This window comes from Pseudomonas sp. S2_E01 (assembly GCF_054668365.1).
Genome location: NZ_CP162762.1, coordinates 3,937,585 through 3,959,183, shown reverse-complemented (window position 1 = coordinate 3,959,183; position 21,599 = coordinate 3,937,585). Strand labels below are relative to the sequence as shown.

The following is a 21,599-nucleotide window of genomic DNA, read 5'->3' as shown; positions in this document are numbered from 1 at the left end:
GCCGCCGACCCTCTAGGACGCGGCCACTGCCATCTGATTGGAGTTTGATGACCATGAGTGTGGAAACTCAAAAGGAAACCCTGGGCTTCCAGACCGAGGTGAAGCAACTGCTGCACCTCATGATCCATTCGCTGTATTCCAACAAGGAAATCTTCCTTCGCGAATTGATCTCGAACGCCTCTGACGCTGTCGACAAATTGCGCTTCGAAGCCCTGTCCAAGCCTGAGTTGCTGGAAGGTGGCGGCGAACTGAAAATCCGCGTGAGCTTCGACAAGGACGCCAAGACCGTCACCCTCGAAGACAACGGCATCGGCATGAGCCGTGAAGATGTGATCACCCACCTGGGGACGATCGCCAAGTCCGGTACCGCCGACTTCATGAAGAACCTGTCGGGCGACCAGAAGAAGGATTCGCACCTGATCGGTCAGTTCGGTGTCGGCTTCTACTCGGCGTTCATCGTTGCCGACAAGGTCGACGTCTTCAGCCGTCGCGCCGGCGCTGCCGCCAGTGAAGGCGTGCACTGGTCGTCCAAGGGCGAAGGCGACTTCGAAGTGGCGACCGTCGAGAAAGCCGAGCGCGGCACTCGCATCGTATTGCACCTCAAGTCCGGTGAAGACGAGTTCGCCGACGGCTGGCGCCTGCGCAACATCATCAAGAAGTACTCCGACCACATCGCTCTGCCGATCGAATTGCCCAAGGAAGTCACGGCTGCCGAAGGTGAAGAGCAACCGGCCGCCGAATGGGAAACCGTCAACCGCGCCAGTGCCCTATGGACCCGTCCTCGCACCGAGATCAAGGACGAGGAATACCAGGAGTTCTACAAGCACATCGCTCACGATTTCGAGAACCCGCTGAGCTGGAGCCACAACAAGGTCGAAGGCAAGCTTGAGTACAGCTCGCTGCTCTACGTGCCGGCCCGTGCTCCGTTCGACCTGTACCAGCGTGAAGCGCCAAAAGGCCTCAAGCTTTACGTGCAGCGCGTGTTCGTCATGGATCAGGCCGAGTCGTTCCTGCCGCTGTACCTGCGTTTCATCAAGGGTGTGGTCGACTCCAACGACCTGTCGCTGAACGTGTCGCGGGAAATCCTGCAGAAAGACCCGATCATCGATTCGATGAAATCGGCGCTGACCAAGCGTGTGCTGGACATGCTGGAAAAGCTGGCGAAGAACGAGCCTGAGCAATACAAGGGCTTCTGGAAGAACTTTGGCCAGGTCATGAAGGAAGGCCCGGCAGAAGACTTCGCCAACAAGGAAAAAATCGCCGGCCTGCTGCGTTTCGCCTCGACCCACGGCACCGATGAAGAGCAGAACGTTGGCTTGGCCGAGTACCTGGCGCGTGCCAAGGAAGGTCAGGACAAGATCTACTTCCTCACCGGTGAATCCTACGCCGCCGTCAAGAACAGCCCGCACCTGGAAGTCTTCCGCAAGAAAGGCATCGAAGTGCTGTTGCTGACCGACCGTATCGACGAGTGGCTGATGAGCTACCTCAGCGAGTTCGACGGCAAGAGCTTTGTTGACGTGGCACGCGGTGACCTGGACCTGGGCAACCTGGACTCGGAAGAGGACAAGAAAGCCGCAGAAGAAGTCGCCAAGTCCAAAGAGGGCCTGGTCGAGCGCCTGAAAACCGCTCTGGGTGACGCTGTTGCCGAAGTACGGGTTTCCCATCGCCTGACCGACTCGCCGGCGATTCTGGCCATCGGTGAACAAGACCTGGGGCTGCAAATGCGCCAGATCCTCGAAGCCAGTGGACAGAAGGTGCCGGACTCGAAGCCGATCTTCGAATTCAACCCGGCTCACCCGCTGATCGAGAAGCTCGACAGCGAGCAGAGCGATGAGCGTTTTGGCGATCTGTCGCACATCCTCTTCGACCAGGCCGCCCTGGCGGCGGGCGACAGCTTGAAAGACCCGGCCGCGTACGTGCGCCGTCTCAACAAGCTGTTGGTTGAGCTCTCGGCTTAACCGCGCTGCAACAAAAAACCCGCTTCGGCGGGTTTTTTTGTGGGAACGGGCTTGCCCGCGAAAGGGCCGACACATCCAACATCTTCGCTGCTGACATACTGCCATCGCGAGCAAGCTCGCTCCTACAAGGGCTCAACGGTGACATCGAGTTCCCCTGTAGGAGCGAGCTTGCTCGCGATGGGGCCTGCACATCCACCATCATTGGCGCCTGATACTCCGCTATCGCGAGCATGCTCGCTCCTACAGGGGGAACAGTGTCGACCACACATTTTTTGGCCGCTGAGATTCACTGTAGGAGCGAGCTTGCTCGCGATGCGGTCAGCACATCCACCATCTTCGCTGGCTGACACACCGTTATCGCGAGCAGGCTCGCTCCTACAGAGGCTCGCTCTCAGGGCAGTTCGATGCGCTCCACTTCTCCTGGTACGGTTGGCCAGTCTCCGGCGGCCCATCGGCGGCGGGCTTCGTCGATGGCTGCCGGGTCGCTCGCGACGAAGTTCCAGTTGATGCGTCGCGGTCCATCCAGGGGCGCGCCACCGAACACCACCGCATGCGCGTCGCTTTCGGCGAACAAAGTCATCTCCTGCCCTGGCGGCAATACCACCAGCGCGTGGGGCTCGATCAGCTCGCCATCGAGCTGTACGGCGCCTTCGAGCACATACAGCGCACGCTCTTCGTGCTCGGTCGGGATCAGCAATGTCGTCGCAGTTTGCAGGTGCAATTCGGCATACAACGTAGGAGAAAGCACCGGTACCGGGGATTCCAGGCAAAAGCCTGATCCGGCGATCATGCGGATTTTCACCCCCAGGTTGTCGCTAAACGGCAACGTCGCCGCCGGGTGATGGCTGTAATGCCCAGGACCCTGCTCATGGTCCTTGGGCGAAGCCAGCCAGATCTGCAAGCCGTGCAGGGTAAACCCGCTGGCTTTCAAGGCTTCGGGCGTGCGCTCGACGTGGGCAATGGCGCTGCCCGCCGTCATCCAGCTGACATCGCCGGCATTCACCACCTGATCGGAGCCGAGGCTGTCCTTGTGCTGTACCGAACCTTCGAACAAGTAGGTCAGGGTCGACAGGCCAATGTGCGGGTGCTGACGGATGTTCATGCCTTTACCTGCCGGATAGCGGGTTTCGAGCATGTGGTCGAAAAACACGAAAGGCCCCACGTTGCGGCATTTGGCGGATGGCAGAGGGCGAAGTATCGGTTGGCCTTCGACATCTTCGGTGCGGGGACGGATCACAAGCGGAGAGTTCATGGTGCATTCCAGGCTGAGCGGGTGACGCGTGGAGCATAACCCGCTTGCCCGTGCGTTGCTGCTATTGGCTGAAAGCGCCTTCGGACAGATGAGTCTCGATGCTGACATCAGTGGTGGTCATCAGTTTGTGGATCGGGCAGCGATCGGCCACACGGTGTAACTCATCGCGCTGGGCGTCGGTGAGCACACCCTTGAGGGTCAATTTGACGTGCAGCGCATACTTGCCCTTGAGTTCCTCGCTGTTGTCGCGTTTGACTTCAACGCTAACGCCGGTCAGCGGGATGTTCTTTTTCTTCGCATACAGTTTCAGGGTCAGGGCCTTGCAAGCGCCGAGGGCCGCGTCGAAATAGTCGTGTGGCTCGGGTGCCGAGCCTTCACCACCGGCGGAGGGCGGTACATCGGCAAACAGCTCGTGCTCATCTATTTGCACGCTATGGCGAAAACCCTCGGCGGAAACGGTATTGACGGTGACGGTCATGAGATACCTCAGTAGTCGGAAAAGTCATTGGGTCGCAGACCCTGCTGTTATAGAGCATTACGACCCTTTTACGTTGCACTTTCTTGTTGGTGAACCCAGGTCCATACGCTGGGGTCTACGCTGTTCATGACCCTGGAGATTGCCCGTGCCCTTGAATCGCTTGAGTCTCGCCTGGTTGGGGGCGTTGTGCAGCCTGTGCGTTGAAGCCCGCGAATATTCCTATAGCGATGCGCACCTGCATTACGTGGATTTTTTCCAGGAAACGGCGGGCATGCCGAAACTGCTCAAGGCCATGGCGGACAATCGCATCGAACATGTGATGATTTCGGGCATTCCGGTGGCCAAGAAATGGCACGAAGACGAACCCAAGCGCCCGCGTTACTACGCCGGCGACGACGCCGATGCCTACTGGTACAGCGCAACCGACACCATCGTCGCTGCGGCGGTAAACGGGCTGACGGTCGAGCAGCGCCAGCACTTTCACCCATTCCTGTCCGGCTTCAATCCCAACGACAAGAACTCCGCCACGCATATCCAGCGCATGCTCGATCTCAATCCAGGCCTGTGGCAGGGCATCGGCGAAGTCTTTACCCGCCATGATGACCTGACCGCGCTGACGTCCGGCGACACGCCTCGGGCGAATAACGAGGCGATGACACGCATCTACCACCTGGCCGCCGAGAACGACCTGCCGGTGATGCTGCATTCGAACATGACTTCCAAGCGCGAGCGCAACCCGCTGTATCTAGCCGAAGTTGAGGAGCCGCTGCGTAACCACCCGCATACCCGTTTCATCTGGGCTCACGCCGGAACCAGTGCCGAAATCCACCGGCATCAGACTCGCCTGGATTTTCTGCTGCCAACCCTGACGCGGATGCTGGAGGCGTACCCCAATCTGTATATCGATCTGTCCTGGAGCCTGCTGACGCCTTATCTGCTGGACGAACAAGGCACCCCGCGTCGGGAGTGGGTGCAGTTGGTGGAGCGCTTCCCAGACCGCTTCATGATCGGCTCGGATGTCGTTGGGCGTTTCAACAAGCTTGGAAAGGAAATGCGCAGCTTCGATCCGTTTCTGGACGCGCTGCCGGAGGAGGTGGCGAGAAAGGTCGCCCGGGACAACTTCCTGTCGATCCTGCCGCGAACGGTTCAGCACTGAACAAAAAAAGCCCCGCATTGGCGGGGCTATTTCGGATCGGGGGGGGGCAGCGGTCTCAGTTGCCTTTGACCGGCTTGCCGTTGACCTTGCCGTCCTGGAGCATGATGTTGTACTCCTTGCCGTCGGTTTCGACCTGTTGCAGGCGAACCAGCAGGTAATCCCAGTCCTTGGCAAACCACAGTACGGTGATGCGCTTGCTTTGTGTCGGGTCGCGTACGCGTTCGACCTTGATTGCATCGATCTGGCCGGCCTTGGTATCGACCTTTTCCGATCCCAGCACGCGGAAATCATAGGTGTCGACTTCGCCATCATCCACAACCTGATAGCTCATGCTTTTCTTGCCGGCGGCCACGTCGTGTTGCAGGGCCAACTGGTAAGTGGACTTGTCGACCATGCCACGGTTGAGCGGAATGTTGACCGCATCGCCGCGATCAGTACCGGTCACCTTTTTCGCGGTCCAGTCAAAGTCCAGGTCGGCTTTCTTGGCTTTGCCCAGGCCGCCACGTTCAAAGTGATAGGACTGTGGCAGCAGGGTGTCCTTGTCCAGCGTGAGGGTGCTTTCTTCGGACAGGCTGGCGATCATCATCGACGCCTTGAAGCTGAGTTTCCAGACGCCGTTGGCTTCCTTGGTCAGGCTGCGCTCGGCTGTGCCGCTCATGGGGAGCTGCTTCCAGTCGGCGGTGTAGCTGGCGGAGAAGGGTTGAAGGTCTGCAGCCTGCACGAAAGGCAGGGCGAACAGAGCGCAAGCGAAGAGCAGGGCGCGACGCATAAAATCTCCTAGGTTCGAATCAAGTGGCCGCTGGCCGCGAGTAACTGGCCATCGAGTAAAGCACCTTGTTCGCCGAGTGATAAACGACCTTCGGCAAACCAGCGTACCGCCATCGGGTAGATCAGGTGTTCCTGGGTATGAACTCGCTGCGCCAGACTCTGCGGTGTGTCGTGCAACTCTACCGGCAATACTGCCTGTACGACCAGTGGTCCGCCATCGAGTTCCTCGGTGACGAAGTGTACGGAGCAGCCATGTTCAGTGTCGCCGGCTTCCAACGCCCGCTGATGAGTGTGTAACCCTTTGTATTTGGGCAGCAACGAGGGGTGGATGTTCAGCAGGCGGCCCGCGTAATGGCGGACGAAGTCAGCACTGAGGATGCGCATGAAACCGGCCAGGACGACCAGTCTCGGTTGGAAAGCGTCGATCAGTTCCATCAGCGCGGCATCGAAGGCCTCGCGGCCCTCGTAAGCCTTGTGGTCCAGGGAGCGGGTGGCAATACCTGCGTCCCTGGCACGTTGCAGGCCGTAGGCGTCGGCGCGGTTGGAAATCACCGCAGCGATGCGGGCCGGGCTGTCGCCGGTCCGCGTGCTGTCGATCAAGGCCTGCAAGTTACTGCCGGTGCCGGACAGCAGCACCACGACATCACAGGTGGCAGGCATCAGTGCGCCTTGAGGTTCTTCAGTTCAACCTGGGCCGCGCCTTCGGCAGCGGTGGAGATCTGGCCGATGACCCATGGCTGCTCGCCGCCTTCACGCAGGACGTTCAGCGCGGTCTCAACGTGCTCTTGCGCCACGCAGATCACCATGCCAACGCCGCAGTTCAGGACGCGGTGCATTTCGTTCTCGTCGACGTTGCCTTTCTCTTGCAGCCAGTCGAAAACGGCAGGACGGGTCCAGCTCGCGACGTCGACCACCGCTTGTGCGCCTTTTGGCAGTACGCGCGGGATGTTGTCCAGCAGGCCGCCGCCGGTGATGTGAGCCATGGCCTTGACTGCGCCGGTTTCCTTGATCAGCTTCAACAGCGGCTTCACGTAGATACGGGTCGGGGCCATCAGCAGGTCGGTCAGCGGTTTGCCGTCGAGCTGGGTGTTTTCGATGTCGGCGCCGGACACTTCGATGATCTTGCGGATCAGCGAGTAGCCGTTGGAGTGCGGGCCGGAAGAAGGCAGGGCGAGCAGGGCATCGCCAGCAGCGACTTTCGAACCGTCGATGATTTCGGATTTCTCCACGACGCCGACGCAGAAGCCGGCCAGGTCGTAGTCTTCGCCTTCGTACATGCCAGGCATTTCAGCGGTTTCGCCGCCGACCAGGGAGCAGCCGGACAGTTCGCAGCCAGCGCCGATGCCGGTCACCACTTGAGCGGCGGTGTCGACGTTCAGTTTGCCGGTGGCGTAGTAGTCGAGGAAGAACAGCGGCTCCGCGCCGCAGACCACCAGGTCGTTCACGCACATGGCGACCAGGTCGATGCCGATGCTGTCGTGCTTGTTAAGGTTCAGCGCCAGACGCAGCTTGGTGCCCACGCCATCGGTGCCGGAAACCAGCACAGGCTGCTTGTAGCCGGCCGGGATTTCGCAGAGGGCGCCAAAACCGCCCAGGCCGCCCATGACTTCCGGGCGCGCAGTGCGCTTGGCGACGCTCTTGATGCGTTCGACCAATGCTTCACCGGCGTCGATGTCTACACCGGCGTCCTTGTAGCTCAGGGAGGGTTGCTTGCTCATGATCCAGGCCTTTAGGGGGGATTCAGGGGTAACGACCGAGTCCAGTGGGGCCGCCGAAACAACGATGGGCAGATGCCATGCGCGGATTTCGGGGGGGCCCGGCTGTTGCCGGTCTGCGAAGGCGCGCGATTTTATCAGGCTTGAGCACCAGCGGCCATCCTCAGGCCGACAGCAGGGGCATATCGACACAAAAAAACCGCGTTGTTCGGCTCCGTGCCTATATAAGGTAGGACCAGGAACCGTCTATCGTTAGGGTTGTACGAAAAACATAAGCGGAACAGGTGAATGTTTTGCGTCGGGCGATGGTCACAGCCTTGCTCGATTGTCTTCATGCGGTCAGTTCCAGCCGCTCTTGTCGTCAGGAATTCTTCATGCGCTTTTTCAGATCATTGTTTGTGGGTTGCTTGTCTGTGGTGAGCCTGGCGAGCCATGCCGAAACCGTCAAAAGCCTTTATCAGGTGCGTGAGCCCGTTACCAGCCAGACCCCCGATGAGCGCGATCAAGCCACCCAGCGTGCACTCGACACATTGGTGTTGCGTCTGACCGGCGATCCCAAGGCGGCGCAAAACCCGGGCCTGGCTGACATTCGCAAGGATCCGCAGCAAATCATCAGCCAGTATGGTTTCGATGCGGGCCCGCCGGAAGTGCTGAAGGTCGATTTCGACCCCGCCAGCACCGCGCAGGCATTGCGTCGCGCCGGGCTGTCATTGTGGGGGGCGAATCGGCCATCGATCCTGGCCTGGTGGTTGAACGACTCCACTGAAGGTTCGAGCCTGGTGGGAGATGGCCAGGCGAGCGCCGAACCGCTACGACGTGCGGCTCAACACCGAGGGTTGCCGCTGCGGCTGCCCTTGGCGGACCTCAGTGAGCAACTGGTTGCCACGGCGCCGACGCTCGAAGGAGCCGATGCCACGCCGTTGCGTGATGCTTCCGAGCGTTACAACGCCGATGCCTTGCTGGCGGTGCATGCCCGTGAGGAGGGCGGCCAATGGCAAGCCAAATGGCACCTCTGGCTGGGTGACCAGAAGGAGGCGGGCAGCGTTCAGGGCGCGGACCAGGCAGCACTGGCGGATGCAGTGATGCTGGCGGTCAATCAGCGGCTGGCACCCCGATTCGTGGTCAAACCAGGCGCATCCGGCGAGCAGTTGCTGGAAGTACAGGGCATGAACCTGGAGCGTTATGCAACGCTGGGACGCCTGTTGGACCCCTTCGGTGCGCGCCTGGTGACTGTCGACGCCGACCGGATTGTGTACCGGGTCAATGCCAGTGCCGAACAGTTGCGCTCGCAGTTGTCGCTGGCGAAGTTGCAGGAGGTTCCGGTGAGTGATGCGCCAGCGCCCACGGCGCCTGTGCAGTCCGCTGCCGAAGGGGCCGCGCCAGCCGTGGCCGCCACACCGGCCCTGGTGCCGCAATTGCGTTTCCGTTGGTAATTTTTTCTCTGGATAGATGCAGGTGGAGTGGTACATGGCCGATACGCGGCGTTGGTTCTGGTTGGGTGGAGTGGTCCTGCTCTGTGCTTTTATCTGGTTGTTGCATCCGATTCTGACGCCATTTTTGGTGGCGTTGCTTTTGGCTTACCTGTTCGACCCGCTGGTGGATCGGCTGGAACGGGCCGGGTTATCCCGTACCTGGGGAGTGGTGGCGGTGTTTACCCTGTTCACCTTGATTGTGGTTGCCTTGCTGCTGGTGCTGGTGCCGATGCTCGCCAAACAGCTCGTTCGCCTGTATGAGCTGGCACCGCAGATGCTCGACTGGCTGCAGCACACCGCGCTGCCGTGGGCGCAATCGAAGTTCGGCTTGTCGGATGGTTTCTGGAAGTTCGACAAGGTGAAGGCCGCTATCAGTGAGCACATGGGCCAGACCACTGACATCGTCAGTGTGGTGCTGAGTCAAGCAACGGCCTCCAGTCTCGCGTTGATCGGTTGGCTGGCCAATCTGGTGTTGATCCCGGTGGTGAGCTTTTACCTGCTGCGTGACTGGGATTTGATGATGGCCAAGATTCGCAGCCTGCTGCCCCGTGATCGCGAAGAGCGAGCCGTTGCGCTGGCGGGTGAGTGCCATGAAGTGCTGGGCGCTTTTGTGCGCGGGCAATTGCTGGTGATGCTGGCGTTGGGCGTGATCTACGCCGCGGGCCTGATGCTGGTCGGATTGGAGCTGGGCCTGTTGATTGGCCTGATTGCCGGGTTGGCGGCCATCGTGCCGTACATGGGCTTCGTCATCGGGATTGGCGCCGCGCTGATTGCCGGCCTGTTCCAGTTCGGTGGCGATCTGTACCCGATGATCGGCATCGTCGCCGTATTCATGGTGGGGCAGGCGCTGGAGGGCATGGTGCTTACGCCGTTGCTGGTGGGGGACCGGATTGGCCTCCACCCGGTGGCGGTAATCTTTGCGATCCTGGCCGGCGGCGAGTTGTTCGGCTTTACCGGTGTGCTGCTGGCGCTGCCGGTGGCGGCGGTGATCATGGTGCTGGTGCGCCACGTGCACGACTTGTACAAGGATTCGGATATCTACAGCGGCGCCGATGACCCTGAGCTCTAGCGCCTGTCGATGCGCTGCTTGGGGTGGCCTGGTTCATGACCGGGCTGCCCCATGCCTTCGCGTGGCTGTCACATGCGCCGCCAAAGAAACCCTCGGAAATACGGCGTAATAACGCAAACCTTTGATTTTGCTTGTGGTCTGTCGGATTGTGCGGCCAGCCTCACGGGTATAAACTTCGCGAACTTTACACAGAGGCCACTAACGGTTCATTTGGAACCGTTCAGTCAGCATGAAACCGATTCAGCTGCCCCTAGGTGTGCGTCTGCGTGATGACGCTACCTTTATCAACTACTACCCAGGCGCCAATGCCGCTGCACTCGGCTATGTCGAGCGGCTTTGCGAAGCCGACGCCGGCTGGACCGAAAGCCTGATTTACCTCTGGGGCAAGCACGGGGTAGGGCGTACGCATCTGCTGCAGGCCGCGTGCCTGCGTTTCGAACAGATGGGTGAACCAGCGGTTTACCTGCCGCTGGCCGAGTTGATGGATCGCGGCGTTGAAATTCTCGACAACCTCGAACAGTACGAACTGGTCTGTCTGGACGATTTGCAGTCGGTGGCCGGGCATGCGGACTGGGAAGAGGCCCTGTTCCATCTATTCAACCGTCTGCGCGACAGCGGGCGGCGGCTGTTGATTGCAGCTTCGACCTCTCCGCGCGAATTGCCGGTGAAGCTCGCCGACCTCAAATCACGCCTGACCCTGGCACTAATCTTTCAGATGCGACCCTTGTCCGACGAAGACAAACTGCGCGCGTTGCAGCTACGCGCGTCTCGTCGCGGCCTGCACCTGACTGACGAAGTCGGGCATTTCATCCTGACTCGAGGCACTCGCAGCATGAGCGCATTGTTCGACCTGCTCGAGCAGCTCGATCAGGCCTCCCTGCAAGCCCAGCGCAAGCTGACCATCCCTTTCCTGAAAGAAACATTGGGCTGGTGAGCCCCGGTTTTTCAGGGCTTTCGGCATATTTCAGGCGTCAACAAACCCGCGTTCCTACAGGGTGTAGGCCGCGTAAGCGTCTAAATGGGGCTTAAGCGCTTAGATGTAAACGCGAAAACGAAAAGTCACAAAAGTTTCGATTGAATTTGCAAATGAGGTCGATAGCGGGCATAGTCTCGGCTTCTTTACAACTATGAAGTCACGGTCGTGCCCATGCTAAAGCGCTTCGCACCCCTCGTGCCCCTCGCACTCGTTACCCTGTTGTTCGGTTGCGCCGCCCACACCCCAGTGTCGGAGCAGGCTCCTCAACAGCAGGTCAGCAAAAATTCGGTTACCGCACAATCTTCCGCCGAGCGTTTCCAGCAAGAACTGGAAACCGACAAGGAACTGGCCAACTTCGCCGACGGCAAGTCGTACCAGCTTCCGGTCCTGGCGGACAGCATCCTCGAGCGCGGTATGTCCCTGATCGGTACCCGCTACCGTTTCGGCGGCACCTCCGAGGCTGGCTTTGATTGCAGCGGTTTCATCGGCTATCTGTTTCGTGAAGAGGCTGGCATGAACCTGCCACGCTCCACTCGCGAAATGATCAACGTCGATGCGCCACTGGTTTCCCGTAGCGCGCTCAAGCCGGGCGATCTGCTGTTCTTCGCTACCAACGGCCGTCGCGGTCGTGTGAGTCACGCCGGGATCTACCTGGGCGACAACCAGTTCATCCACTCCAGCAGCCGCAAAAGCGGTGGTGTACGGGTCGATAGCCTGGGCGACAGCTACTGGAGCAAGACCTTCATCGAAGCCAAGCGTGCACTCGCCATGGCGCCGACAGTGGTTACCGCACGCAAGTAATGCTTCATTCGGTCGGTGGCGACCACTGCCGGGCAGTAACCGCACTGGTTACATGGTGAACTTAAAGTCTTACTTGAAGTTTGCCCCATAGGCGCTAGAATCCTGATCTATTATTGATGGCAAACCGCCTGCGCCTTGCGCAGGCGGTTTTCTTTTCTGTCGCTTGGGCAGAAAAAAGCCGCAGACAGATCAGGATGCTCTGCTTATGACGATGTCGGCCCGCCTCGCACTCATGCTCCTCGCCGCGCTGCTCAGCGCTTGCGCCAGCCGCACGCCACCTGCGCCTGTGGTTCGCGCGCCGATTGTCTTTGGTACGCCACAGCCGTCCTCACCCGAGGCAGAAGACGTGTTGTTTCGCGCTCTGGGCCTGGTCGGCACACCTTATCGCTGGGGTGGCAACACACCGGATTCCGGTTTCGATTGCAGTGGCCTGATTGGTTACGTCTATCGCGACGCCGCCGGTATTTCGTTGCCGCGTACGACTCGCGAAATGATCAGCATGCAGGCGGCCGATGTCGGCAAAGAAGGCCTGCAAAGTGGTGATCTGGTGTTCTTCGCCACCAACGGCGGCTCTCAGGTGAGTCACGCCGGGATCTACGTTGGTGAGGGTCGATTTGTCCATGCGCCGGCCACCGGTGGCACGGTCAAGCTCGACAGCTTGTCCAAGGCGTATTGGCAGAAAGCCTACCTGAGCGCAAAGCGTGTTCTGCAACCCGAGCATCTGGCGCGCAACCCCTAGTCTGGAGAGGTTGTCATGACCGCTCGCACGCTGAATCTCGATGATGCCCTGTACCAATACCTGCTCGACGTTTCCCTGAGGGAAACGCCGCTGCTCAAACGGCTGCGCGACGAAACCCAGGCGCTGCCCATGGCGCGCTGGCAGGTGGCGCCGGAACAGGGGCAATTCCTTGCCTTGCTGGTCAGGCTGATCGGTGCAAGACGAATTCTGGAAGTCGGCACTTTCACCGGTTACAGCGCGTTGTGCATGGCGGCCGCCTTGCCGGATGACGGTGCACTGATCTGCTGTGATGTACCTGGCGACTACAATGCCACCGCGCGCCGTTACTGGCAGGAAGCGGGTCTGGCCGAGCGGATTGATCTGCGGCTGGCGCCTGCGCTGCACACCCTGTCTCAGTTGGATGAGCCAGGGCAGTTCGATCTGATCTTCATCGATGCCGACAAGGCCAACTACCCCCACTATCTTGAGCATGCCCTGCGTCTGTTGCGCGTTGGCGGCCTGGCGGTGTTCGACAACACGCTGTGGAGTGGGCGGGTGCTGGAGTCAGCGCCCGAAAGCGCTGACACCCGCGCGATCCAGGCGCTCAATCGTGCGTTGAAGGATGACGCGCGAGTGGACCTGTCGCTGTTGCCACTGGGGGATGGGTTGACGCTTTGTCGTAAGCGCTAGAGGCCTTCACGCGCGCCCTGTAGGAGCGAGCATGCTCGCGATGGACTGGAAAACGCCGCTGGGTGTCAGATAGCCAACGTTTTCGTTGACGATCATCGCGAGCATGCTCGCTCCTACAGGGGAAGGTCATTTCGCGGCAGACACCCGCCACACCTTGTTCCCCACATCATCGGCCACCAGCAGGTCGCCCTGCTGATCAATCACCACGCCCACCGGGCGACCCATGGCTTTCTCTTCGTCATTGAGAAAACCCGTGAGCACATCCACTGGCGCGCCGCTCGGTTTGCCAGCGCTGAAGGGCACGAAGATCACTTTGTAGCCACTGTGCGGTTTCCGGTTCCACGAGCCATGCTGGCCGACGAATGCGCCTTCCTTGAATTGGGCCGGCAACGTATTGCCTTCTGCGAAGGCCAGGCCCAATGAGGCGGTATGCGGGCCGACTGCGTAATCCGGTGCAATAGCCTTGGCCACCAGGTCCGGATTTTGAGGTTCTACGCGTACATCGATGTGCTGGCCGTAGTAACTGAACGGCCAGCCATAGAACGCACCTTCCTTCACCGAAGTGATGTAGTCCGGCACCAGGTCACTGCCGATTTCATCGCGCTCGTTGACCGCTGTCCACAGCGTGCCGCTCTGCGGTTCCCACGCCATGCCGTTGGGGTTGCGCAAGCCCGAGGCGAATATCCGGTGGTTGCCAGTGGCGCGATCCACTTCCCAGATCGCCGCGCGTCCTTCTTCCTTGTCCATGCCGTTTTCGCCGACGTTACTGTTGGAGCCCACCGTGACGTACAGCTTGCTGCCGTCCTTGCTTGCGAGGACGTTTTTTGTCCAATGGTGATTCAGCGTGCCACCCGGCAGGTCAATCACCTTCATGGGTTGGGATTTGATCGTGGTGTCGCCTTGCTGGTAATTGAAACGCAGCAGTCTGTCGGTGTCGGCGACGTACAGGTCATTACCCACCAGTGTCATGCCGAAGGGCGAGTTGAGGTTTTCCAGGAACACGGTACGGATTTCGGCGATGCCATCGTGGTCTTTGTCGCGCAGCAACGTGATGCGGTTGGGGCTGGGTACGGCAGCCCCGGCACGGCTCATGACTTTCTTGGTGATCCAGCCCTTGATGCCTTTATCGTCATCGGGTTTGGGCGGCGCATTGGTTTCGGCCACCAGCACGTCGCCGTTGGGCAGTACGTAGAGCCAGCGTGGGTGATCGAGGCCTTCGGCAAACGCAGCCACCTGAGTGCCCGCTGCTGCCGTCGGTTTGGCGCCGACCGGCCAGCCGATGGCCGGGGCGATGTTCATTGTCGGGAACAGTGTCTTGTTCGGTTCTGGCAGTTGCGGGGATGGGCCGGTGCCGTCGGAGACCTGCAGGGTGGAAGTTTCACCGCAGGCAGCGAGCCCGGCGGCCATGGTGATGACGAGAGCGAGCTGGGGCTTGCGCATGCTGAACTTCCCTAAGAATGCAGTGACCTGATCAGTAGAGAAGCGCAAGCCCGAGATGGTTCAACCGGTCAGCCGTGAGCTTCCTTGAACAACACCGCGATGCCCGGATGATAGTTGCCCGCTTCGTTGCGTAATTTGCGGTAGGCGTAGGGGAAGTACCAGGCGACCGCGCAGGAATGTTCTTTTTGCAGGTCATCGACCATGTCCTGCAGCTCTTCCGGCGTTGCGCCGTGCTGGGCTTTTTGCGGGGCCACGAACAGGCAGCCCAGTTTCAGGTCGCTGCTGTAGCTGATGCGTTTGGCATCGCTGGTGATTTCCGCCAACGCCTGGGTCAGGTTGAGGCTGTTGACGCGTGGCCAGCGTTGGGTGGCCTGAAGATACGCGCGCGTTTCGCTGGAGGCGATGAACAGATTGGCGCGGGCGTTGCGTTCGCCTTCCTCGAGCTGCTTGCGGGTCTGGGTGTCTTGCAGGGTGACCATTTCGGCCATCCAGGCGGCGGCCGCGAGCAAACCCAGATTGGCTTTTTCGTCGTACCAGTAAGGCGTGTCGTTATCGCCCCGTACGGCGTTGTAGCGGTCTATACAGTCAAACCAGCGTTCCAGCAGCGGGCGCAGGAATTCCAGTCGCGGATTGCTGATAATCATGCCTTGCATGGTGCTCACCCTTGTTCTTGTGATGTGGGGTTGTGGCTCTTTGATATCACTGCTGGGAGTCTGGCACAAGATTGGCGTCATTTTATTGATCGACGGCAGTTATTCATCCGCCAGCCTCCCGGCTTTAATTGACGCTCCACCCCCAACCCTCTAACCTTCGCGGCTTGTTTCAGGTGCTCTGTGACCCAGGTCGGCAGAGTGAAACAGGGAAGCCGGTGAGTGCGTGCACGATCCCGGCGCTGCCCCCGCAACGGTAAATGAGTGAAAGCTGCGCCTTGAGCCACTGTGTCGATCGCGACATGGGAAGGCGCGCAGTCCGGCGTGATGCCGCTCATGAGCCCGGAGACCGGCCTGATTCAATCCAGCGACATCACGGTGGGCGATGTCGGGCTTCTTGCCATCTGTTTCTTGTGCCTGCCCGCCGTTATCCCGCCTCAACGGAGAGCTCCCCCATGACCGATACCCCAGATCGTGACGAACGCCATTTGGCGCGCATGTTGCGTAAAAAAGCTGTGATCGACGAACGCATCGCCAACTCGCCAAACGAATGCGGCCTGCTGCTGGTGCTCACCGGCAATGGGAAAGGCAAAAGCAGCTCGGCGTTTGGCATGCTCGCCCGTTCCATGGGCCATGGCATGCAGTGCGGCGTGGTGCAGTTCATCAAGGGTCGCAACAGTACCGGTGAAGAATTGTTTTTCCGCCGCTTCCCGGAGCAGGTGCGTTTCCACGTGATGGGCGAAGGCTTTACTTGGGAAACCCAGGACCGCCAGCGTGACATCGCTGCCGCCGAAGCGGCCTGGGCGGTGTCCCGCGAGTTGCTGCGCGATCCGTCGATTGGTCTGGTGGTGCTGGATGAGTTGAACATCGCTCTCAAGCACGGCTACCTCGACCTCGATCAGGTCCTCAGCGACCTGCAAGCGCGTCCGCCGATGCAGCACGTGGTGGTGACCGGCCGCGGCGCCAAACCCGAGATGATCGAGTTGGCCGACACCGTTACCGAAATGGGCATGATCAAGCACGCCTTCCAGGCCGGTATCAAGGCGCAGAAGGGCGTTGAACTGTGAGTGAGCCACGTCATTGCCCGGCGGTATTGATTGCCGCGCCGGCCTCCGGTCAGGGCAAGACCACCGTCACCGCCGCCCTGGCGAGGTTGCATCGCAACCAGGGGCGCAAGGTGCGCGTCTTCAAGTGTGGCCCGGACTTTCTCGACCCGATGATCCTCGAGCGCGCCAGCGGTGCGCCGGTGTATCAATTGGACATGTGGATGGTCGGCGAGCAGGAAAGCCGGCGACTGTTGTGGGAAGCCGCCGCCGAGGCTGACCTGATTCTCATTGAAGGGGTCATGGGCCTGTTCGACGGTACCCCGTCCAGCGCCGACCTGGCGCGTCACTTCGGTGTGCCTGTACTCGCGGTGATTGACGGCACGGCCATGGCGCAGACCTTTGGCGCCCTGGCACTGGGCCTGGCCCGCTATCAACCGGACCTGCCGTTTGCCGGTGTGCTGGCCAACCGGGTCGGCACCCTGCGCCATGCGCAATTGCTCGAAGGCAGCCTGACCGAAGGTTTGCGCTGGTACGGCGCGCTGTCCCGGGAAACCGGAATCGAGCTGCCGAGCCGACACCTGGGCCTGGTTCAGGCCAGTGAATTGAACGATCTGGATCTGCGTCTCGATGCTGCTGCCGATGCCCTGGCCAGCAGTTGCGAAGTCGCGCTGCCGCCCGCCGTGGCGTTTGCGGCCCCTGAAGTGATCGCGGTCGAGCCTTGGCTGGCCGGCGTGCGCATTGCCGTGGCGCGTGATGAAGCCTTTGCGTTCACCTATGGCGCCAGCCTGGACCTGCTGCGGGCGATGGGCGCCGAGTTGGCATTCTTCTCGCCGATTCGCGACACGCAACTGCCGCCCGCCGACAGCCTCTACTTGCCCGGCGGTTACCCGGAACTGCACCACGTGGCGCTGGCGCAGAACACGTCGATGCTAGAAGCGATCCGCGCCCACCATGCAGCCGGCAAACCGTTGCTGGCCGAATGCGGCGGCATGCTCTACCTGCTTGATTCGTTGACCGATGTCGAGGGCACTCGCGCCGAGTTGGCGGGCTTGCTGGCGGGGGATGCGGTGATGCAGAAACGCCTGGCGGCGCTCGCCTTGCAGGCGGTTGAATTACCGGAAGGCTCGCTGCGCGGGCACACCTATCACCATTCGCTGACCACCACCGAGCTGGCTCCGATTGCTCGCGGCCTGAGCCCAAACGGGGGGCGCGGCGCGGAGGCCGTTTATCGTGAGGGGCGGATGACGGCTTCTTATGTGCATTTCTATTTTCCGTCAAATCCTCCTGCGATTGCTGCGCTTTTTGCGCCGGACCTTACGGACGCCATCGCGGGCAAGCCCGCTCCTGCAGGGGGCGAGTGTATTGGTGTAGGAGCGGGCTTGCCCGCGATGAGGCCATGACCGACAACGCCTTCTCCGAGGCCGAACGCCAAGCGGTCTACCGCGCCATCGCCGAACGCCGTGACATGCGTCACTTCACGGGTGGCACCGTAGAACCTGAGCAACTGCGGCGCCTGCTCGAAGCCGCGCACCAGGCGCCGAGCGTTGGCCTGATGCAGCCGTGGCGCTTCATCCGCATCAGCGACCGAAGCCTGCGCGGCAGGATCCAGTCGCTGGTGGAGGAAGAACGCATGCGCACCGCTGAGGCCCTCGGCGAGCGCAGTGACGAATTCATGAAGCTGAAAGTCGAAGGTATCAACGACTGCGCCGAGGTGCTGATTGCGGCGCTGATGGACGACCGCGAACGGCATATTTTCGGCCGCCGCACGTTGCCGGAAATGGACATGGCCTCGTTGTCCTGCGCGATCCAGAACCTGTGGCTGGCATCCCGCGCCGAAGGGCTCGGCATGGGTTGGGTTTCGTTGTTCGAGCCCCAGGCCCTGGCTGACCTGTTGGGGCTGCCCGCCGGGGCCAAGCCTTTGGCGATTCTCTGCCTGGGACCGGTCGAACAGTTTTATCCGGCACCGATGCTGGTGCTTGAAGGCTGGGCGCGGGAACGTCCATTAAGCGAAATGTTGTATGAGAATTATTGGGGAGTGAGTCAATGAGTGTGGCGTTGTTGAGTGTCGCTGCGGTGGCGCTGGATGCGCTGCTGGGCGAGCCCAAGCGCTGGCATCCGCTGGTCGCCTTCGGCCGTTTTGCCGACCGCATCGAACAACGTTTCAACGGGGGTGGTCGCGGCTGGCGCAGCCATGGCGTGACGGCCTGGGTGATTGCGGTCGTGCCGCTGACCTTGCTCGCCACGGCTTTTTCCTGGGCGCCTTATGTGGGTTGGATCGTCGAGATTCTCGCCCTCTATTGTGCGCTTGGCTTGCGCAGCCTGGGGGAGCACGTCGAGCCGGTTGCCAAGGCTTTGCGTAGCAATGATCTGGAGCAGGCGCGCCAGCGTGTCGGTTATCTGGTCAGTCGCCAGACCACTGAGCTGGATTCAACCGAAGTGGCCCGCGCCGCCACTGAATCGGTCCTGGAAAACGGCAGTGACGCCGTCTTCGCGGCGTTGTTCTGGTTTGCCGTGGCCGGCGCGCCAGGGGTGGTGCTCTATCGCTTGAGCAACACGCTGGACGCGATGTGGGGCTATCGCAACGAGCGTTTCGAACGCTTCGGCTGGGCGGCTGCGAAGATCGACGACGTGCTCAACTACATTCCTGCCCGATTGGTGGCGTTGACCTATGCACTGTTGGGCAAGACCCGACTCGCATTCAAATGCTGGCGCACACAAGGCCCCACCTGGGACAGCCCGAACGCCGGTCCGGTGATGGCCGCCGGGGCAGGCGCCCTGGGGGTCGAGTTGGGTGGGGCGGCGATTTATCACGGTGAGTTGCACCAGCGTCCCCAGTTGGGCGAAGGTGTGCCAGCGGACGCCGATTCCATTGATCGAGGCTGGCAACTGGTCCAGCGCGGGGTATGGTTATGGTTGCTGATTCTGTGTGTGGGAGCTGAATTTTATGCTTGAACACGGTGGTCGGTTGCGCAAGGCGGCGCTTGAATACGGCATTGCCGAAGCGGATTGGCTCGACCTGTCCAGCGGCCTTGCGCCCTGGCCGTTTGCCGTGCCGGACATTCCGCTGCGCGCCTGGGCGCGGTTGCCGGAAGCCGACGATGGCCTGGAGCAGGCGGCCTGCGAATACTACGGCGCCTCGCAGGTGCTGCCGGTAGCGGGCTCGCAAATGGCGATCCAGTTGCTGCCGCGTTTGCGTCGGGCCGGCAAGGTCGGAGTGCTGTCACCCTGTTACGCCGAACACGCCGAGGCCTGGCGCCGCAACGGCTACATCGTGCGTGAGGTGGTGGAACAGGAAGTCGATTTTTTCATCGACAACCTCGATGTGCTGGTGGTGGTCAATCCGAACAATCCAACCGGCTTGTGCATCGCGCCTACGCGTTTGCTGGAATGGCATTCCCGGTTGGCTCAACGGGGCGGCTGGTTGGTGGTGGACGAGGCGTTCATGGACAACACGCCGCAATTGAGCCTGGCACCTTTTTCCCATCAGGTCGGCCTGGTGGTGCTGCGCTCCTTCGGCAAGTTTTTTGGTTTGGCCGGCGTGCGCCTGGGGTTTGTCCTGGCCGAGCGCAAGTTGCTCAAGTTGCTTGCCGAACAAGTCGGACCCTGGGCTGTCAGTGGGCCGACCCGTGTGCTGGGGCGAGTCTGCCTGCTGGATAAACAGGCGCATGCCAGTCAGCGCGCGCGCAGCGATGCCGCCAGTGAGCGGCTGGTGACGCTGCTGGAAAAACACGGTTTCAAACCCCAGGGCGGTTGCGCCCTGTTTCAGTGGCTGAGCACCGAACACGCCGAAGAGTTGCATGAGTTCATGGCCCTGCGCGGCATCCTGCTGCGCCTGTTCTCCAGCACCAGCAGCCTGCGCTTTGGCCTGCCGGGCGAGGAAGCTGATTGGTTGCGGCTGGATCAGGCACTCGAAGCCTTTGCCGGGGAAAAACGATGACTGCGCTCAAGCCCCGGGGCTCCACCTTGATGGTACAGGGCACCACGTCCGACGCCGGTAAAAGCACGCTGGTGACGGCCTTGTGTCGTTGGGTCACTCGCCAGGACGTCGAGGTGGTGCCGTTCAAGCCGCAGAACATGGCGCTCAACAGTGCCGTGACCGCCGACGGTGGCGAGATCGGTCGCGCACAAGCCGTGCAGGCCCAGGCGGCTTATCTCGAACCGCACACCGACATGAATCCGGTGCTGCTCAAGCCCAACAGCGACACTGGCGCCCAGGTGATCATCCACGGCCGTGCGGTCACGACGATGAATGCGGTGGCGTACCACGACTACAAAGCCATCGCGATGGAAGCGGTGCTGGCTTCGCACCAGCGCTTGAGCGCGGCGTATCCAGTGGTCATGGTCGAAGGCGCGGGCTCGCCGGCAGAGATCAACCTGCGTGCCGGCGACATTGCCAATATGGGCTTCGCCGAGGCGGTGGATTGCCCGGTCGTGCTGATCGCCGATATCAATCGCGGCGGAGTGTTCGCGCACCTGGTCGGCACACTGGAGCTGTTGTCGCCCAGTGAGCAGGCTCGGGTCAAAGGCTTCATCATCAACCGTTTTCGTGGCGACATCGCCTTGCTCCAACCGGGACTCGACTGGCTGCAGGCCCGCACCGGCAAACCGGTGATCGGCGTCTTGCCCTACGTGATGGACCTGCATCTGGAAGCCGAGGACGGCATCGACCAGCGTCAGGCCGACAAGGCCGATCAGGTGCTCAAGGTGGTGGTGCCGGTGTTGCCGCGTATCAGCAACCACACCGATTTCGATCCACTGCGCCTGCACCCCCAGGTGGACTTGCAATTCATCGCCCCCGGCCAAGCCATTCCCCCCGCCGACCTGATCATTCTTCCCGGCTCCAAAAGCGTGCGCAGCGATCTGGCGTACTTGCGGGCGAATGGCTGGGACACTGCCATCACCCGCCACTTGCGTTACGGTGGCAAGGTGTTGGGGATATGCGGTGGTCTGCAAATGCTCGGTGAACAAGTCCACGATCCGCTGGGCCTTGAAGGCGCGCCCGGTTCCAGTGCCGGCCTTGGGTTGTTGGCGTTCGAGACTCGGTTGGAAGCCGACAAACAACTGCGCAATGTGCGTGGGCGCCTGGTGCTGGAGGATGCGGACGTCATGGGTTATGAAATTCACGCCGGCGTCACCACCGGGCCAGCCCTGGAGCAAGCGGCCGTGTTCCTGGATGACGGTCGCTGCGATGGCGCGCAGAGTGCCGACGGGCAGATTTTCGGCACTTACCTGCATGGCTTGTTCGAGTCGCCGGCGGCCAGTGCCGCGTTGTTGCGGTGGGCAGGGCTGCGGGATGTGCAGGAAGTCGATTACCACGGGCTGCGCGAGCGGGATATCGAACGGCTGGCGGATCTGGTGGAGAAGCATCTGGATACCGGGCTTTTGCGCAAGCTCTGTGGGATTTGAGTTG

The 21,599-nt window shown here is 61.1% G+C and carries 21 protein-coding genes and 1 riboswitch; of the genes, 14 read left to right on the top strand and 7 right to left on the bottom strand.

Going from position 1 to position 21,599, the window contains the following annotated elements:
- Window positions 1-53: 53 nt before the first annotated feature.
- Window positions 54-1,958 (top strand): molecular chaperone HtpG, encoded by a 1,905-nt coding sequence (htpG, locus tag AB4O36_RS18345; RefSeq protein WP_460139958.1) that lies wholly within the window; start codon window positions 54-56, stop codon window positions 1,956-1,958.
- Window positions 1,959-2,349: 391 nt separating this feature from the next.
- Here the strand turns inward: htpG and AB4O36_RS18340 are convergent, their stop codons facing one another.
- Together AB4O36_RS18340 and AB4O36_RS18335 are read right to left on the bottom strand one after the other, a co-directional pair.
- On the bottom strand, window positions 2,350-3,210 hold the full coding sequence (locus AB4O36_RS18340) for a pirin family protein (RefSeq protein ID WP_460139957.1): 861 nt from the start codon (window positions 3,208-3,210) through the stop codon (window positions 2,350-2,352).
- A 61-nt stretch (window positions 3,211-3,271) separates the two neighbouring features.
- Window positions 3,272-3,688 (bottom strand): OsmC family protein, encoded by a 417-nt coding sequence (locus AB4O36_RS18335; RefSeq protein ID WP_460117091.1) that lies wholly within the window; start codon window positions 3,686-3,688, stop codon window positions 3,272-3,274.
- Window positions 3,689-3,833: 145 nt separating this feature from the next.
- Here AB4O36_RS18335 and AB4O36_RS18330 point away from each other — a divergent pair, with 145 nt between their 5' ends.
- Entirely contained in the window at window positions 3,834-4,844 is a 1,011-nt protein-coding gene (locus AB4O36_RS18330; RefSeq protein ID WP_460139956.1) for an amidohydrolase family protein, read from the top strand.
- Window positions 4,845-4,899: 55 nt separating this feature from the next.
- On the opposite strand, the gene AB4O36_RS18325 is transcribed toward AB4O36_RS18330, so the two are convergent.
- From AB4O36_RS18325 to purM, 3 genes are read right to left on the bottom strand one after another with little or no spacing between them, the layout of a single operon-like run.
- The gene (locus tag AB4O36_RS18325; RefSeq protein ID WP_460139955.1) at window positions 4,900-5,613 is read right to left on the bottom strand and encodes a DUF3108 domain-containing protein; all 714 of its coding nucleotides are present in this window, start codon (window positions 5,611-5,613) and stop codon (window positions 4,900-4,902) included.
- Between the two features lie 8 nt (window positions 5,614-5,621).
- Window positions 5,622-6,272 (bottom strand): phosphoribosylglycinamide formyltransferase, encoded by a 651-nt coding sequence (gene purN, locus AB4O36_RS18320; protein ID WP_460139954.1) that lies wholly within the window; start codon window positions 6,270-6,272, stop codon window positions 5,622-5,624.
- Window positions 6,272-7,330: a phosphoribosylformylglycinamidine cyclo-ligase gene (gene purM / locus AB4O36_RS18315; RefSeq protein ID WP_460139953.1), complete on the bottom strand. Its 1,059-nt coding sequence runs from the start codon at window positions 7,328-7,330 to the stop codon at window positions 6,272-6,274. Before purM ends, purN begins: the two co-directional genes overlap by 1 nt.
- 371 nt (window positions 7,331-7,701) lie before the next feature.
- On the opposite strand from purM, the gene AB4O36_RS18310 reads away from it, so the two are divergent.
- The 6 genes from AB4O36_RS18310 (at window position 7,702) to AB4O36_RS18285 (ending at window position 13,053) form a co-directional block, all read left to right on the top strand.
- Entirely contained in the window at window positions 7,702-8,760 is a 1,059-nt protein-coding gene (locus AB4O36_RS18310) for a DUF2066 domain-containing protein (RefSeq protein ID WP_460139952.1), read from the top strand.
- A gap of 34 nt (window positions 8,761-8,794) precedes the next feature.
- Window positions 8,795-9,868: an AI-2E family transporter gene (locus AB4O36_RS18305; protein WP_460139951.1), complete on the top strand. Its 1,074-nt coding sequence runs from the start codon at window positions 8,795-8,797 to the stop codon at window positions 9,866-9,868.
- Window positions 9,869-10,097: 229 nt separating this feature from the next.
- Window positions 10,098-10,802 (top strand): DnaA regulatory inactivator Hda, encoded by a 705-nt coding sequence (hda, locus tag AB4O36_RS18300; RefSeq protein ID WP_460117084.1) that lies wholly within the window; start codon window positions 10,098-10,100, stop codon window positions 10,800-10,802.
- A gap of 213 nt (window positions 10,803-11,015) precedes the next feature.
- Window positions 11,016-11,645, top strand: a complete 630-nt coding sequence (locus tag AB4O36_RS18295) for a C40 family peptidase (RefSeq protein ID WP_460117083.1) — start codon at window positions 11,016-11,018, stop codon at window positions 11,643-11,645.
- Between the two features lie 205 nt (window positions 11,646-11,850).
- Entirely contained in the window at window positions 11,851-12,384 is a 534-nt protein-coding gene (locus AB4O36_RS18290; protein WP_460117082.1) for a C40 family peptidase, read from the top strand.
- Between the two features lie 15 nt (window positions 12,385-12,399).
- A complete protein-coding gene (locus AB4O36_RS18285; RefSeq protein ID WP_460139950.1) occupies window positions 12,400-13,053 on the top strand; it encodes an O-methyltransferase in 654 nt (217 codons plus the stop codon).
- A 126-nt stretch (window positions 13,054-13,179) separates the two neighbouring features.
- Here the strand turns inward: AB4O36_RS18285 and AB4O36_RS18280 are convergent, their stop codons facing one another.
- Window positions 13,180-14,493 (bottom strand): PQQ-dependent sugar dehydrogenase, encoded by a 1,314-nt coding sequence (locus AB4O36_RS18280; RefSeq protein WP_460139949.1) that lies wholly within the window; start codon window positions 14,491-14,493, stop codon window positions 13,180-13,182.
- Between the two features lie 68 nt (window positions 14,494-14,561).
- Window positions 14,562-15,146: a hypothetical protein gene (locus AB4O36_RS18275; RefSeq protein WP_460117079.1), complete on the bottom strand. Its 585-nt coding sequence runs from the start codon at window positions 15,144-15,146 to the stop codon at window positions 14,562-14,564.
- A gap of 154 nt (window positions 15,147-15,300) precedes the next feature.
- Window positions 15,301-15,515, top strand: a riboswitch (cobalamin riboswitch).
- Between the two features lie 83 nt (window positions 15,516-15,598).
- Between AB4O36_RS18275 and cobO the strand changes: the two genes are divergently transcribed.
- The 6 genes from cobO to AB4O36_RS18245 are packed head-to-tail and all read left to right on the top strand — an operon-like array spanning window position 15,599 to window position 21,595.
- Window positions 15,599-16,210 (top strand): cob(I)yrinic acid a,c-diamide adenosyltransferase, encoded by a 612-nt coding sequence (cobO, locus tag AB4O36_RS18270; protein WP_075948452.1) that lies wholly within the window; start codon window positions 15,599-15,601, stop codon window positions 16,208-16,210.
- A complete protein-coding gene (locus AB4O36_RS18265) occupies window positions 16,207-17,589 on the top strand; it encodes a cobyrinate a,c-diamide synthase (protein WP_460139948.1) in 1,383 nt (460 codons plus the stop codon). Before cobO ends, AB4O36_RS18265 begins: the two co-directional genes overlap by 4 nt.
- Window positions 17,586-18,236: a 5,6-dimethylbenzimidazole synthase gene (bluB, locus tag AB4O36_RS18260; protein WP_460117076.1), complete on the top strand. Its 651-nt coding sequence runs from the start codon at window positions 17,586-17,588 to the stop codon at window positions 18,234-18,236. The genes AB4O36_RS18265 and bluB overlap by 4 nt, the downstream gene beginning before the upstream one ends.
- The gene (cbiB, locus tag AB4O36_RS18255; protein ID WP_460117075.1) at window positions 18,233-19,141 is read left to right on the top strand and encodes an adenosylcobinamide-phosphate synthase CbiB; all 909 of its coding nucleotides are present in this window, start codon (window positions 18,233-18,235) and stop codon (window positions 19,139-19,141) included. The genes bluB and cbiB overlap by 4 nt, the downstream gene beginning before the upstream one ends.
- Window positions 19,134-20,126: a threonine-phosphate decarboxylase CobD gene (gene cobD, locus AB4O36_RS18250; RefSeq protein WP_460139947.1), complete on the top strand. Its 993-nt coding sequence runs from the start codon at window positions 19,134-19,136 to the stop codon at window positions 20,124-20,126. The genes cbiB and cobD overlap by 8 nt, the downstream gene beginning before the upstream one ends.
- Window positions 20,123-21,595 (top strand): cobyric acid synthase, encoded by a 1,473-nt coding sequence (locus AB4O36_RS18245; RefSeq protein ID WP_460139946.1) that lies wholly within the window; start codon window positions 20,123-20,125, stop codon window positions 21,593-21,595. Before cobD ends, AB4O36_RS18245 begins: the two co-directional genes overlap by 4 nt.
- Window positions 21,596-21,599 lie beyond the last annotated feature (4 nt).